This is a genomic window from Arthrobacter sp. DualSoilB13 (assembly GCF_055389195.1).
In genome coordinates, this window is record NZ_AP035865.1 from 2,815,035 (window position 1) to 2,828,925 (window position 13,891).

Consider the following 13,891-nt stretch of genomic DNA (forward strand, 5'->3'; position numbering starts at 1 on the left):
CAAAGAGTGTCGGACCCAGCCGGTAGCTTGAAGGCATGAGTTCCTGGAATACCCTCTCCCGTGCCGCATTCGACCTCGAGACCACCGGGAAAAACTCGCGGTCAGCGCGGATCGTCACCGCTTCCATCACAGTAGTGGATGCTCACGGGGAGCTCATCGCAGAGCACGAGTGGTTGGCAGATCCAGGGGTGGAGATCCCGCTCGAAGCAAGTGAGGTGCACGGAATATCCACGGAGAAGGCCCGCGCCGAAGGCCGCCCGGCAGCAGAAGTCACACGCGAAGTCGCAGGGGTACTCCAAGGACTGTTCGACGACGGCACTCCCGTCATTGCTTTCAACGCCAGTTACGATTTCACCGTGTTGGCGGCAGAGTCTGCCCGCTACGGCGTTCCCCAACTGAGCCGTTTCCCCGTGCTGGATCCGTATGTCATGAACAAGCAAGTGGACCGCTACCGCAAGGGAAAGCGCACCCTCACCGCTTTGTGCGAGGAATACGGCGTGGACCTGACAAACGCCCATACCTCCGCGGCGGATGCGCTGGCTACCCTCCGCGTTTTGGATGCCATGGCCGGCAAGTTTCCCAAGCTGCAGATGCCGGCGTCCACACTGCATCAGCTGCAAGTAGACTGGGCGGCGTCCCAGGCTGCTGATTTCCAGCAATACTTGCGGCGGAGCAAGCCCACCGCCGTGATCGAGGGTGAGTGGCCGGTGCTGCCGCCTGAGGACGCCAGCCGGGGCGGCTTCTAGAACAGGAAGCACGGCAGGTAGAACAGGAAGCACGCCAGGCATTACTTTTTGCGACGCATGTCACAGCGAATTCGGGAACCCAAAAGGTGGGACTGGCCGCGCGGAGATTCCAGGCGTGGCCTCGAACCCGGAATAGTCCAGAGTCCATCGGGCACCTGATGGGAACTTTGTTCGGTTAATTCGATTGCTGGCATTCACTTCTTCGATTCACCGCGGGCTAGTGGGCTGGTGACATAATTAAGTTTGGCGGGTTGAAGTCTGCTAGGGCAGCCAACCTTTGTTCTGCTGCTTTTCTGCTGCCGCATTCCCCGCCCACCGCGAAACGTCTCCGTTACCCGATGAAAGTGATTTCTTCATGAAATTCAAAGCCCCTAAGTGGCTGTCTGTTGCCCCCGTGGCAGCAGCCCTGGTGATTTCCCTGGCAGCATGCGGTGGAGGAACCTCCGAGCCCAGCGGCTCGCCCACCGATGCGCTGGCTGGCAGCGACCAGAAATCGCTCGATACCTTCACCACCGCCGATGTGACGCCTCTGGACAAGATCGACAAGACCAAGCTAGGCCTGATCACCGACGGCACCCTGCGCGTAGGCACCCTCTCAGACGCCCCGCCGAACATCTTCATCGATCCTTCCGGTAAGTTCACCGGCTACGACAATGAGCTCCTGCGGGCCATCGGCGACAAGCTGGGCCTCAAGGTGGAGTTTGCATCCACCGACTTCTCGGCGCTCCTGTCCCAGGTGGGCAACAAGCAGTTCGACGTCGGATCCTCCTCCATCTCCACCACGGACGCCCGCCGCAAGACGGTCGGCTTCACCAACGGCTACGACTTCGGCTACATGGCTATCGTGACCAAGAACGACTCCAAGGTCACCGGCTTCGCCGACGTCAAGGAAGGCCTGCGCATCGGCGTCGTCCAGGGCACCGTCCAGGACGACTACATGACGAACACACTCAAGATTGAGCCCGTCCGTTTCCCTGACTACAACACGGTCTACGGCAACGTGAAGAACGGCCAGATCGACGCGTGGGTTGCTCCTTCCCAGCAGGCCGAAGGCCAGGTCAAGGAAGGCGACAACACCAAGATCGCCGAGAAGGTTGTCAACACCCAGAACTTCACTGCATACGCCGTGAATAAGGACAACCAGCCGCTGATCGACGCTTTGAACTCCGGCTTGGATGCTGTCATTGCTGACGGCACCTGGGCCAAGCTCACGGCCGAGTGGTACAAGGACCGTCCGACTGCCGCCGAGCAGACCCCCCAGGGCTGGAAGCCGGGCAGCAAGGCCGTCCAGCTCCCCGCCAAGTAACCAGGGCGTTCCATGGATATCCTCAATCAACTAGCCGAGTCCTTCTTTGACTGGGAGGCAATAGGCGAAGTTCTCCCTAAGATGTTTGCCGTCGGGCTGCCCAACACCATCGTTCTGGCTGTCGTCTCGGGCATCATCGGGACTGCTCTCGGGATGCTGCTCGCCCTGATGGGGATTTCCCGGAACGCAGCGGCACGGTGGATAGCCCGCATCTACACCGACATCCTCCGCGGGCTTCCACCGGTGCTGACCATCCTCGTGATCGGATTCGGTTTCGGCCCCATCATTCGCGAACTCACGGGTTCAACCAGCCCGTACCCCATGGCCATCGCGGCACTGTCCTTGATGTCGGGCGCTTACATCGGTGAGATCTTCCGTTCAGGCATCCAGAGCGTGGACAAGGGACAACTCGAAGCAACCCGGGCCCTCGGGTTCAGCTACGGCTCGTCCATGCGCCTGGTGGTGGTACCCCAGGGAATAAGGCGGGTTCTTCCCGCCCTGGTGAACCAGTTCATCGCACTGATCAAGGAATCCTCGCTGGTGTTCATGCTCGGTCTTCTGGCCACGGAGCGTGAAATCTTCCAGATCGGCAAGGACGCAGCCGCCAACAGCGGCAACCTGTCCCCTTACGTGGCCGCTGCCATCTTCTATCTGGCGCTGACCATTCCACTCACGCACTTTGTGAACTGGATTGACGCCCGCATGCGCTCCGGCCGGCCGGAGAAGAAAGAACCGGACGAGGCAGCAGCCGTGGTAGGAAAGGGAGCCCAGGCATGAGCGAATTTGCATCAGGCACACTGACAGCCAAGAACATCCATTTGTCCTTTGGCAGCAACCACGTACTGCGCGGCATTGACCTGCATGTTGAGAAGGGCACCACGGCCTCGGTGATCGGCCCGTCCGGCTCGGGCAAGTCCACGCTCCTGCGCGTCATGAACCGGCTGATCGAACCGGACCAAGGCGACATCCTCCTGGACGGACGTTCGGTCCTCAAGGACAATCCGGACGAATTGCGCCGCCGTATTGGCATGGTGTTCCAGCAGTTCAACCTGTTCCCCCACAAGACTGTGGCAGAGAACATCTCCCTGGCCCTGCGTAAGCTCCGTGGCATGTCCAAGGAGCAGGCACGCGACGAAGCCCTGGCCCAATTGGACCTGGTGGGTTTGAAGCACAAGGCTGACTCGCGTCCGGCAAACCTCTCCGGTGGCCAGCAACAGCGCGTAGCCATAGCGCGCGCCTTGGCCATGAAGCCCGAGGTGATGTTCTTCGACGAAGCCACTTCCGCACTGGACCCGGAACTCGTCAAGGGCGTCCTTGCCCTCATGACGGACCTGGCCCAAGGAGGCATGACCATGGTGGTGGTGACCCACGAAATGGGCTTCTCCCGCAATGTCTCCGACGTGGTGACCTTCATGGACGCCGGTGTGGTGGTTGAATCCGGCCCTCCGGAGCAGCTGTTCACCAACCCGCAAACGGAACGCCTTCAGGGCTTCCTTTCGGACGTCCTCTAAGGACCTGTTCACAACAGGACACGCACCACGTACAAAGAACCCCGCTTTCACATGGAAGGCGGGGTTCTTTGTTCCTGATCCCTGACGTGGAGCCGCTATTGACCGGCCTTGACTTGCAACACAGTAAGCGCGGCGGCGTCCACCTTGGCCCGGAAGGCCGGATCTGACGTGGCCTTTTGCACTACAGCTTGGTGCATCGCCGGAATGCTGGTGGGATCGGCACACACCAACATGGTTCCGCCTGCGCCGAAAAAGTTCAGGGCCCGATCAGCATCTGACCAGGCTTCCAATTGCGCAGCACTGCAGAGGTCGTCAGAAAGGACAATCCCTGTGAAACCTGCGTCAGCACGCAGCATGGCGTCCATGATCGTCGCTGAGAACGGTGCGATGTTTGCGGGGTCGATCTTGTCGTAGTAGGCGTTGGAGACCATGACCCACTTGGTACCCGATGCGATGGCGGTGTGGAACGGCTCCAGCGCGGGATCGTCCCTTGTGGTGGTGGTGTCACGGACATTTTTGCTGACGTCCGTATTGGGAACCACCCTGCCCAGGCCCGGGAAGTGTTTGACCACCGGAGCAACCCCGGCGTCTTTCATGCCGTCGGCAAAAGCGTTGCCCAGCAGCGAGACGTTGCCGGGGTCATAGCCGTACTCCCGCTGGAAATGGCCGATGGGGGCATTTGAGGGTGCAAATTCCGGGCTGGTCACTGTATCCAGGACCGGTGCGAGGTTCACGTTGACCCCTACTCTGCGAAGTTCCTTTCCCCACGTTGCGGCATCCGCCCGGAGCTTGGCCGCCCCGGAAGATGCTTGGACCAGGGCAGCAGGAATCGTGGAGAAGCCCGGGCCGGAGAGCACCTGAACGTATCCGCCTTCTTGGTCGGTAGCAACAAAAAGAGGCAGCCCGCCCGTTGTGGCAGCAGAGACAGTGCCCGTCAAGGAAGACACCACGGCGGCCGTCGGAGCAGTTCCGGCCTTGCTGCGCCCGCTGAGATAAACGTTTCCGGCATGGTACTTGGTCAGTGCTTCCATGGTTCCGGGCTCGGCGCCGGTGGCTTTGGCGGCCACCATGAACAGTTGTCCCACGCGCTGCTCAAGGCTGAGCGCGGCGAGTTGTTTCTCAACAGCTGACGGGGTGCTAGGTGCCGGGGCCGACGCTGCGGAGGGAGGCGGGGAAGTAACAGCAGACGGCGTGGTTGACGCCGGCGGGGATGAGGGTGCCGGTGTGGTTGTCGGTGAGGAAGGAGAAACAGACGGCGTCCCCTCCGCCGTGGCTTGGCCGGAGTTGGATGGGCCACTGGAACAACCCGAGGCCGTCACCAGAAGTACACCGGCGGTGGCGATGCTGACACTAATCGATGCAATGGACGGGAACTTGCGCATGGTAAACCGTGAATTCGTTGGGGGTGGGTTTCCACCTACGAGCCTACCCCGGGACAAACAACGATGCCCCGGCCACATGCTTCGAGCATCTGGCCGGGGCATCACTAAAAAACTAAGCCGTAGCGCCCGCTGCAGCCTTTGCCGCCGCCGGAAGGGCGTCGATAATCCGGTTCATCGCTGCGTCGTCGTGAGCGGCGGAAAGGAACCAGGCTTCGAAGACCGACGGCGGAAGGTAGACGCCTGAGTCCAGCATGGAGTGGAAGAACGGGGCATAGCGGAAGCTTTCCTGCCGCTGCGCGTCGTCGTAGTTGTGTACGCCATGGGCGGAGGTCCCAAACGCCACGGAGAACAGATTGCCCGCCCGCTGGATCGAGTGGTCCACCCCTGCTGCATCAAGGGCAGAGGAAAGCGCTGCGGAGAGTTCCAGCGAGCGGCCATCAACGTAGGCGTAGACCTCAGGAGTTGCGTGGGTCAGAGTTGCCACTCCTGCAGCCATGGCCACGGGGTTTCCGGACAGGGTTCCGGCCTGGTACACGGGACCGACGGGAGCAAGGTAGTCCATCACGTCGGCACGGCCGCCGAGTGCCGCCGTCGGCATTCCACCACCAATGACCTTACCGAAGGTGAGCAGGTCCGGAGCCCAGCCTTCCTGGCGGCCGGTCAAGCCCCAGTAGCCGGCGTACCCGGTACGGAAGCCGGTGAGGACTTCGTCCACGATCAGGAGCGCACCGTGCTCCTTGGTGATGCGGGACACGCCTGCGTTGAAGCCCTCACCCGGAGTGACGACGCCCATGTTGGCCGGTGCCGCTTCGGTGATGACGGCAGCAATGTTTTTGCCGTGCGCAGCGAAGGCAGCCTCGACGGCGGCGAGATCGTTATACGGCAGAACCAGGGTTTCAGCGGCAGTGGCCTCCGTAACGCCGGCAGAGCCGGGCAAAGCCAACGTTGCCACGCCGGATCCTGCCGCTGCCAACAGCCCGTCCAAGTGGCCGTGGTAGCACCCGGCAAACTTGATGATCAAGTTGCGGCCGGTGAAACCGCGGGCCAAACGAACGGCGGTCATGGTGGCTTCGGTTCCAGTGGATACCATCCGCAGACGTTCAACAGCGGACACCCGGTCCTTGACGATCTCAGCGAGGTTGGCTTCGTCCGGTGTGGAAGCTCCGAAAGAAAGGCCTCGATCCACAGCTGCGTGAACGGCATCGAGCACGGCGGGGTGGGCGTGTCCCAACAACGCAGGCCCCCAGGAGCAGACGAGGTCCACGTATTCCTTGCCGTCCGCGTCCGTCAGGTAGGCGCCCTTGGCCGAGACCATGAACTTCGGGGTACCGCCCACTGAACCGAAGGCCCGCACCGGCGAATTCACGCCGCCGGGCATCAGGGACCGGGCACGGTCGTAAAGTTGATCGGACACGGGGGTATTTGAGGTCATGGTTCCTATTCTTTCAGTGATTTCAGCTTGGCCGGGCGCAGTCTTATGCGGCGTCGGCCAGCAGCTCGGTGACCCGCGGGGCCACCTCGGTGCCGTAGAGCTCAATGCAGCGCATCATTGACTGATGCGGCAACGTTCCATTGCTGTATTTGAGGTCGAATCGGTCCACACCGAGATTCCTCTTGAGAAGAGCGATTTTCTGCGCCACGGTTTCCGGGGAACCAACATAGAGGGCACCCTCAGGGCCGCACATGGCGTCGAACTCGCCACGGTTCCCTGGCCCCCACCCACGCTCGGCACCGATCCTGTTGCGCTGCTCCAGCCAATGCGGGAACAGCTCCTCGCGGGCGGCCTCGTCCGTGTCCGCGATGAATCCTGGTGAGTGCGTGGCAATCTGGCGCATGGGATGGCCGTACTTTGCCATCGCCTCACGGTACAGGTTGACCAGCGGTGCGAAGCGTCGGGGCTCTCCCCCAATAATGGCGAAAATGATGGGGTAGCCGTATTCGGCGCAGCGCAGCACGGACTCCGGTGTGCCACCCACACCAATCCAGGCCGGCAGGAGGTGATGCTGGAGTTGGGGGTATACCTGCAACCCATTGACGTTGGGCCGCGTGCGCCCCGCCCAATGAACGGGTTTCTGGGCGCGTACTTTGTCGAACAGCTCCAGTTTTTCTTCGAAGAGGACTTCGTAGTCTGCCAAGTCCAAGCCAAACAGCGGGAATGACTCCACGAACGAACCCCTGCCGAGCATGACCTCGGCCCTGCCATTGGACAAGGCATCAACCGTGGCGAAACGTTGGAAGACGCGGATGGGATCATCTGAGCTGAGCACGGTAACAGCGGACCCCAAGCGGATCCGTGATGTCACGGCGGCCGCCGCAGCAAGGAAAACCTCAGGCGCGGACACAGCGAAATCGCGGCGGTGGTGCTCCCCCACGCCAAAGGCATGGATTCCGACGGCGTCAGCCAGTTTCGCTTCCTGCAGCAGCTCCCGCAGGACAAGCGCATGCTCCTTCGGGTTTCCGTCAGCATCCACACCGGCGTCGCCGAAGGTGTTCAGGCCGAGCAGGATCTGGTTGGCCGCCACTGGCGCAGCGGGATCGGAAGGCACGGCGGTCCGGGACGGTGCCGTGGGATCCAGGGGAACAGCGGATTCTGCAGGGAGAGAAGACATCAGGACTCCTTCAACCAGCCTGCCAGTTCGGAGGCCCAGTAGGTCAATACGGTATCGGCTCCAGCACGCTTGATGCCGAGGACAGATTCAGTAATGGCGCCCCGCCTGTCGATCCAGCCGTTGGCGGCGGCCGCTTCGATCATGGCGTATTCGCCTGAGATTTGGTAGGCCGAAACAGGCACCGGACTCATTGCAGCCACATCAGCGAGAATGTCCAGGTAGCTCATGGCGGGCTTGACCATCACCATGTCGGCGCCTTCTTCGAGGTCGAGTTCCACCTCCAGGATGGCTTCCCGGCGGTTGGCTGCGTCCATCTGGTAAGTACGGCGATCACCCTTGAGTTGGGAATCCACGGCCTCACGGAACGGGCCGTAGAACGCTGAGGCGTATTTAGCTGCGTAGGCAAGGACTGCTGTGTTTTTGTGTCCGGATTCCTCCAGTGCTTGACGGATGACCGCGATCTGGCCGTCCATCATTCCCGAGGGCCCCAGCACGTGGGCGCCCGCGTCGGCCTGGGCAACTGCCATCTGACCGTAGATCTCCAGCGTGGCGTCGTTATCCACGTAGCCCTCGGAATCGAGGACGCCGCAGTGGCCGTGGTCGGTGAACTCGTCGAGGCAAACATCGCCCATGATCACCAGGCAATCGCCCACCTCGGCTTTGACGTCGCGGATGGCCTTGTTCAAGACGCCATCCGGGTCCAGTGCAGCGGTGCCTTGCGCATCGCGTTCGGCGGGCACACCGAACAGCATGATGCCTCCTACGCCCAACTCCACGGCTTCGGCTGCGGCCCGTTTGAGGGACTCTGTGGTGTGTTGGACGACTCCCGGCATGGAACTGATGGGACTCGGCTCGGTGAGGCCTTCCCGGATGAACGCCGGGAGGATCAGGTCCGCGGGCGCCAGGCGGTTTTCGGCGGTGAGCCTGCGCATGGCGGGAGTGGTGCGCAAGCGGCGGGGACGATGGTTCGGAAAGCTCATGACGATTTCCCTTCGTTGGCGAAAACAGATTCCAAGGCGGCCACAATGCCGTCCGGGGTTGGTTCTTTGGCGGTGGCTGCCACGGTGAGGCCTATCCGGGAGGCCTCTGCCGCCGTCGGCCGTCCAATGGCGATCAGCCGGCACCTGCCCAAGGGCATCAATGTTGCAGCGATACGGCGCGTCGCGCTGGGAGAAGCAGCCACCACAGCGTCCACGGTTCCGGCATCCAGTGCTGCCCGCGCGTCTTCCGGAACAAGTGTTGCCGGATCGTCAGTGAAGGACGTCCCGACGCCGGAGGGAAGTACCGCTGTCAGGCGGAGTTCGGCACGGGCAGGGTAGTCAACCGTGCGGTAGGCGACCACGGACGTCACGTCCGCACCGCTTGCCGCCAGGCCGTCGCGCAGGCTGGCCGCCGCAATATCGGCTTGGGGCAGGAACACGCGTACGCGGGACGCTTTCCACACAGCAAGGAGGCCGTCCGCCGATTGGACATCCTCAGGCGCCAGAGCAACGGCGAGGCCTACGGATTCGAGAACCTGATGGGACGAAGAGCCAATGGTGGCCACCTTTGTTCCCGATGGAACAAGATCCGCGAGTGCCATCCCGCGCTGGGCAGCCTTCTCCATGAGAACCCGGACGGTGGTGATACTGCTGATCACCAGCCAGTCAAAGTCACCGGCCGCCAACTTGTCCAAGGCCGCATCAAGGGAAGCCTGGTCCCCTGCCCTCTCAAAATCGATGAGCGGAAGCACCAAGGGCTCGGCCCCCAACTCACTCAGCAGCGCCGCCAAAGGGCGTGCACGGTCGGCGCTCCTGGTGATCAGGACACGCCGGCCGGTCAGCCCATTTACTTCATACGGCTCAGGACGCGGCAAGGTCCGCGATCTCCGCGGCGCCGGCAGCGAGCAAGAGCTCAGCCACTTCGATGCCGAGCAACGTGGCTCCGACTTCCGTTAGACCGTCCGTGGCTTTCTTTTCGCGGACTGTCTTGGTGCCGTCCACGGCGCAGACCACTGCTTCAAGGTGCAGCATGCTGCCCTTCCGGAAGGCGTAAGCCCCCACGGGGGCAGCACAACCGGCTTCGAGCCGGGCCAGAACGGCACGCTCGGCCGTAACGGCGAGGCGGGTGTCATCGTCGTTCAAAGCGGCAAGGGCCTGGGCCAGCACCGAGTTTGATCCCTCGGTGGAACCGCCCAGTGGCGGAGCGTCATCCGTCCGGCATTCGATGGCCAACGCTCCCTGCCCGGGGGCCGGCAGCATGACGTCGGATTCGAAGAATTCGCTGACGGTGTCCAACCGATCCATGCGTTCCAAGCCCGCTGCGGCCAACACCACAGCGTCAAGATCGCAGGTCTTGCCGGGGACAACAACATCGGTCACATTTCCCGGCAAACCAGGGACACGGCCGAGGCGGGTATCCACGTTCCCACGGATGTCGAGCACCTCAATGTCCGGACGTGCAGCCCGGAGTTGCGCGGCCCGCCGTGGTGAGCCTGTACCGACTTTGGCGCCGCCCGGCAGTTCGGCGAGCGTCATGCCATCGCGGGCACAGAGTACGTCGCGGACATCCACCCGTTTGGGTGTTGCAGCGATGCTCAGGCCAAGTGCGGCGCCCGTGGGCAGGTCCTTGAGGGAGTGCACGGCAACGTCACAGGTCTCAGCGAGAAGTGCGTCCCGAAGGGCCGCGACGAACACGCCTGTGCCGCCCATCTGGGAAAGGGACCCGGTTTTGACGTCGCCCTCGGTCTTGATGTGCACGAGTTCCACAGGGAAGCCGCCAACGGCAGCCAACCGGTCCGCAGTTTGCTGCGTCTGCGTCAGGGCGAGCTTGCTCGCCCTGGTGCCGATGCGTACGGTCACTTGGCAGCCTCCGGAGCGGGGTACGCGTCGTGCCCGATGCCCACTGTGGTACCAACTTCCGAAATGACGGGCTTCGCTCCGCGGAAGTTTTCGCAGCAGTTGGGACGGCAGACGTCGTACCAAGCACCCAGGTCCGTCACGTGGGGGCGCTCGGCGATGTTGTTCTCCACCGTGCGTTCGCAGATCAGGTCTACCAGGCCGGACACGAAAGCTGCGTGCGTACCCGGGGTGGGGACACGGGTTGCTTCGATGCCGAGGTCCTTGCAGGTTTCCAGAGCCTCGGTGTCCAGGTCCCAGGCAACTTCCATGTGATCGCTGACGAAGCCGAGGGGAACAATGACGACGCCGCGGACCCCTTCAGGGGCGATTTCCTCGAGGTGGTCGTTGATGTCCGGCTCAAGCCACGGGATGTGAGGGGCGCCGGAACGGGACTGGTACACCAGGTCCCAGGCAACATTGGGTGCCACAACATCCATGATGGCCTTGGCGTTGGCCAAGTGCTGGGCAGCATAAGCCGAGCCTTCCGCGAATTCGCGGGGCTCGTCCTCGGACCTTCCAGCGGCCTCGGCATCCCGGGTGGGGATCGAGTGCGTAGCAAACAGGACGCGGATCTTTGAGTCCGGGTCAGTCTCGCCGGCTGCGACGAGCTTGCCGCGGATCTCCTCCAAGCCCGCAGATGTACCCTCCAGGAAGGGCTGGACTACGCCGGGGTGGTCGAAGTACTGGCGGATCTTGTCCACCTGGAGCTTGCCATCCAACCCGGTTTCCGTCAGGGCAACGCCGATGTCCTCGCGGTACTGGCGGCAGCTTGAGTAACAGGAGTAGATGCTGGTGGTGAGCATCAGGAGCCTGCGGTGTCCGGCGTCGTAAGCGTCCTGAAGTACCGGGGCGATGTACGGGTCCCAGTTGCGGTTACCCCAGAGGACCGGCAGTTCGATGCCACGGCGGTCCAGCTCGGCCTCAATGGCAGCCTTCAGTTCACGGTTCTGCTGGTTGATGGGGCTAATGCCGCCAAAAGCGCGGTAGTGGTGGGAGACCTCTTCGAGACGTTCATCCGGAATGCCGCGACCGCGGGTGACATTGCGGAGGAAGGGAATGACGTCGTCCTGGCCTTCGGGCCCGCCGAAGGACGCAAGCAGCACGGCGTCGTAATTTTTGGGTTCCTGGCGGCCGCGCTCGGTGACTTCGTTGACGGCCGTGGAAACGACTGGAGTGCTCATGCAAGGACCTCGGCAATCTCGGCAGCGGACACGCGGCGGCCGGTGTAGAACGGGATTTCTTCACGGACGTGGTTGCGGGCCTCGCTGTCCCGCAGATGGCGCATCAGGTCCACAAGGTCCACCAGTTCCGGTGCCTCGAGTCCGAGGATCCATTCCCAGTCACCCAACGCGAACGAGGAGACGGTGTTGGAGATGACCTGCGGGAATTCCCTGCCCAGCAGACCGTGTTCGCGGAGCATGGCGCCGCGTTCCTCGGCCGGGAGGATATACCACTCGTAAGAGCGGACGAAGGGGTACACGCACAGCCAGGTGCTGGGCTCCACGCCACGAGCGTAGGCCGGAATGTGGCTCTTGGAGAACTCCGCTTCGCGGTGCACGCCCATGGCGGACCATACGATCTCGGTGCCGGCAAAGAGTTTGCTGCGCCGGATGGAGCGGACCGCGGACTGCAGGTCTTCGGGCTTGGCCCCATGGAGCCACACCATGATGTCGGCATCGGAGCGCATAGCGGAGACGTCGTAGCTGCCGCGAACGGTGACTCCGCCTTCGGCAAGCTTCTCTACCAGCGCCTCGTACTCCTGGGCTGCGTCGCCGCTGCGCAGGACATCGGCCGAGCGCTTGAAGACAGTCCAGAGCGTGAAGAACTGCTCTTCGGTACCAGCAGTTTTAGTGACAGATTCGGCAGAAGTGTGGCTCATGGTTCAAGTTTGCCCCGTGCCAGCCGCTAAGTCGAAACGGATCACTTCTACAAGGCGTAGAAGTGATGCAAATCACAAATGAGAGGAATCGCCTGCGGCCGCAACGGCCAGTTGTGCACGCGTATCGGCCACCACCGCGGCCAGGCCATTTCCGGCCAACCAGCCACCCACCAAGGCAAGACGATCGGCAGCGGCGCACACCTGACGAACCTCCGCCACGCGCTGTTTATGACCGACGGCGGCGAACGGCAGGGCGCCAGCCCAGCGCACCACATCCCAATCCACGATGTCCGCCTTGGATACCGGAACCGTCAGCAGCGCGGAAGCATCTGCCACGGCGGCGGTAAGGAGCGACTCATCGTCCATGACAACGTCCGCGCCGCCGCCTGCCACTTCACGCCGACCATAGGACAGGCGCAGGACGTGGGTGCCCGGACCGGCTTCGTCAGCCAACCAATCCCACTTCGCCGTTGCATGGGTGAGGGCTTTGGCCTTGATCCCCGGGGTTTCGGGTGCAACCAGGATTCCGGTCCCCCTGGGCCTGCCATCAAGTTGCGGCAGGTCCACCACCAAGGTCACCAGGCTTACCAGGGGTCCTGGAGCCGGACGGAGGCCGGACAGCACAGGCAAGGACTTCTCCAGCAACCTGACGGCGGCCGGGCCGTCAAGCGCAACCACCAGGCGGCCGGCGTCGTAGGTGGAACTTTCAGCGGTGACCCGCCAACCCTCTTCAGTTTTCACAACGTCCTCGGCACGCCGACCGGCGAGCAACTGAACCCCCCGCTCCTGCAGGTCAGCGACGAGGGCGTCCACCAGAGTGTTCATTCCACCCTTCAGGCCGGCCACGGCGGAACCCGCTTTTGCCGTTCCGGACGACGCCCCGGAGGATGAAGACGGGGCGTCCTTGGCCCCTTTGCGTTGAGCTGCGACAGCAGCAGCAAGTGAGCCATGAGAGCGGATTCCGGCGCGCAGGCCCGGGGCCACCATATCCACGTCCAAAAGGGCAGGGTCAGCGGAATGAACGCCGCCTACCACCGGCGAAACAAGCCGCTCCAGAACCCTTTTGCCCATACGGGTACCAACCAGAGCGGCAACACTGGTGACCTCCGCGGACGTACCGACAGATGCCGGGAGCCAGCGGTCAAACGAGGCTCTGATGGCTCCGAGGAGACCCAGGGATCGTCGAACCTCAGGGTCCCAGGGATTCGCGGGAATACCGAGTACTCCGGTTTTGGGAAGCTCCTGCGGGCCGTCCGGAAGCTGCACCCAGGCACCTCCGGGATGGGGAGCAACTATATGGTCCGCCAGGCCCAACTCACGCGCGAGGTCGGCGACGGCCGTGGACCGTGTGGCAAACGACTCCGCCCCGCTGTCCAGGCGCAGCCCGGCAACAACATGGCTTCCCACGCAGCCTCCCCATGCGGTGGTCGCCTCGAGGACAGTAACCGCTGACCCGGCCGCGGCAAGCTCCCGCGCAGCGATCAGGCCTGAGATGCCGCCGCCAACTACCACGGCAGTTGGCCGTGCAGCTGCTGGTATCGGCTCCGACGTGGACGTCGCATGCCCCGCGCGCATAGCG

At 62.9% G+C, this 13,891-nt stretch carries 13 protein-coding genes; 4 read left to right on the plus strand and 9 right to left on the minus strand.

All coding sequences use genetic code 11. The features are described 5' to 3' along the window. Nucleotides 1-35: 35 nt before the first annotated feature. The 4 genes from ACZ5J0_RS12885 to ACZ5J0_RS12900 all read left to right on the plus strand — a co-directional run bounded on the left by ACZ5J0_RS12885 (nucleotide 36) and on the right by ACZ5J0_RS12900 (nucleotide 3,563). A complete protein-coding gene (locus ACZ5J0_RS12885; RefSeq protein WP_166840086.1) occupies nucleotides 36-746 on the plus strand; it encodes a 3'-5' exonuclease in 711 nt (236 codons plus the stop codon). A gap of 355 nt (nucleotides 747-1,101) precedes the next feature. After that, entirely contained in the window at nucleotides 1,102-2,052 is a 951-nt protein-coding gene (locus ACZ5J0_RS12890) for an ABC transporter substrate-binding protein (protein WP_202979310.1), read from the plus strand. A 12-nt stretch (nucleotides 2,053-2,064) separates the two neighbouring features. Next, nucleotides 2,065-2,829 carry an amino acid ABC transporter permease gene (locus ACZ5J0_RS12895; RefSeq protein WP_223940562.1) on the plus strand — a complete coding sequence of 255 codons (765 nt, stop codon included), beginning with the start codon at nucleotides 2,065-2,067 and terminating at the stop codon, nucleotides 2,827-2,829. Then, the gene (locus ACZ5J0_RS12900; RefSeq protein ID WP_024817418.1) at nucleotides 2,826-3,563 is read left to right on the plus strand and encodes an amino acid ABC transporter ATP-binding protein; all 738 of its coding nucleotides are present in this window, start codon (nucleotides 2,826-2,828) and stop codon (nucleotides 3,561-3,563) included. The genes ACZ5J0_RS12895 and ACZ5J0_RS12900 overlap by 4 nt, the downstream gene beginning before the upstream one ends. A gap of 95 nt (nucleotides 3,564-3,658) precedes the next feature. Here the strand turns inward: ACZ5J0_RS12900 and ACZ5J0_RS12905 are convergent, their stop codons facing one another. The 9 genes from ACZ5J0_RS12905 to hemG form a co-directional block, all read right to left on the minus strand. Beyond that, complete coding sequence (locus ACZ5J0_RS12905) at nucleotides 3,659-4,945, minus strand: glycoside hydrolase family 3 N-terminal domain-containing protein (protein ID WP_464093250.1); 1,287 nt, start codon at nucleotides 4,943-4,945, stop codon at nucleotides 3,659-3,661. 112 nt (nucleotides 4,946-5,057) lie between these two features. Continuing rightward, nucleotides 5,058-6,377, minus strand: a complete 1,320-nt coding sequence (gene hemL / locus ACZ5J0_RS12910; protein WP_223940564.1) for a glutamate-1-semialdehyde 2,1-aminomutase — start codon at nucleotides 6,375-6,377, stop codon at nucleotides 5,058-5,060. A gap of 43 nt (nucleotides 6,378-6,420) precedes the next feature. After that, nucleotides 6,421-7,554 (minus strand): LLM class flavin-dependent oxidoreductase, encoded by a 1,134-nt coding sequence (locus ACZ5J0_RS12915; RefSeq protein ID WP_187697139.1) that lies wholly within the window; start codon nucleotides 7,552-7,554, stop codon nucleotides 6,421-6,423. Then, nucleotides 7,554-8,534 carry a porphobilinogen synthase gene (gene hemB / locus ACZ5J0_RS12920; RefSeq protein WP_142938511.1) on the minus strand — a complete coding sequence of 327 codons (981 nt, stop codon included), beginning with the start codon at nucleotides 8,532-8,534 and terminating at the stop codon, nucleotides 7,554-7,556. The genes ACZ5J0_RS12915 and hemB overlap by 1 nt, the downstream gene beginning before the upstream one ends. Beyond that, a complete protein-coding gene (locus ACZ5J0_RS12925; RefSeq protein WP_464093251.1) occupies nucleotides 8,531-9,409 on the minus strand; it encodes a uroporphyrinogen-III synthase in 879 nt (292 codons plus the stop codon). The genes hemB and ACZ5J0_RS12925 overlap by 4 nt, the downstream gene beginning before the upstream one ends. Beyond that, entirely contained in the window at nucleotides 9,396-10,394 is a 999-nt protein-coding gene (gene hemC, locus ACZ5J0_RS12930; RefSeq protein WP_142938509.1) for a hydroxymethylbilane synthase, read from the minus strand. Before hemC ends, ACZ5J0_RS12925 begins: the two co-directional genes overlap by 14 nt. Next, the gene (locus ACZ5J0_RS12935) at nucleotides 10,391-11,614 is read right to left on the minus strand and encodes a ferrochelatase (RefSeq protein WP_142938508.1); all 1,224 of its coding nucleotides are present in this window, start codon (nucleotides 11,612-11,614) and stop codon (nucleotides 10,391-10,393) included. The genes hemC and ACZ5J0_RS12935 overlap by 4 nt, the downstream gene beginning before the upstream one ends. Continuing rightward, the gene (gene hemQ, locus ACZ5J0_RS12940) at nucleotides 11,611-12,312 is read right to left on the minus strand and encodes a hydrogen peroxide-dependent heme synthase (RefSeq protein ID WP_464093252.1); all 702 of its coding nucleotides are present in this window, start codon (nucleotides 12,310-12,312) and stop codon (nucleotides 11,611-11,613) included. Before hemQ ends, ACZ5J0_RS12935 begins: the two co-directional genes overlap by 4 nt. 72 nt (nucleotides 12,313-12,384) lie before the next feature. Beyond that, a complete protein-coding gene (gene hemG, locus ACZ5J0_RS12945; RefSeq protein WP_464093253.1) occupies nucleotides 12,385-13,887 on the minus strand; it encodes a protoporphyrinogen oxidase in 1,503 nt (500 codons plus the stop codon). Between the last annotated feature and the right edge of the window lie 4 nt (nucleotides 13,888-13,891).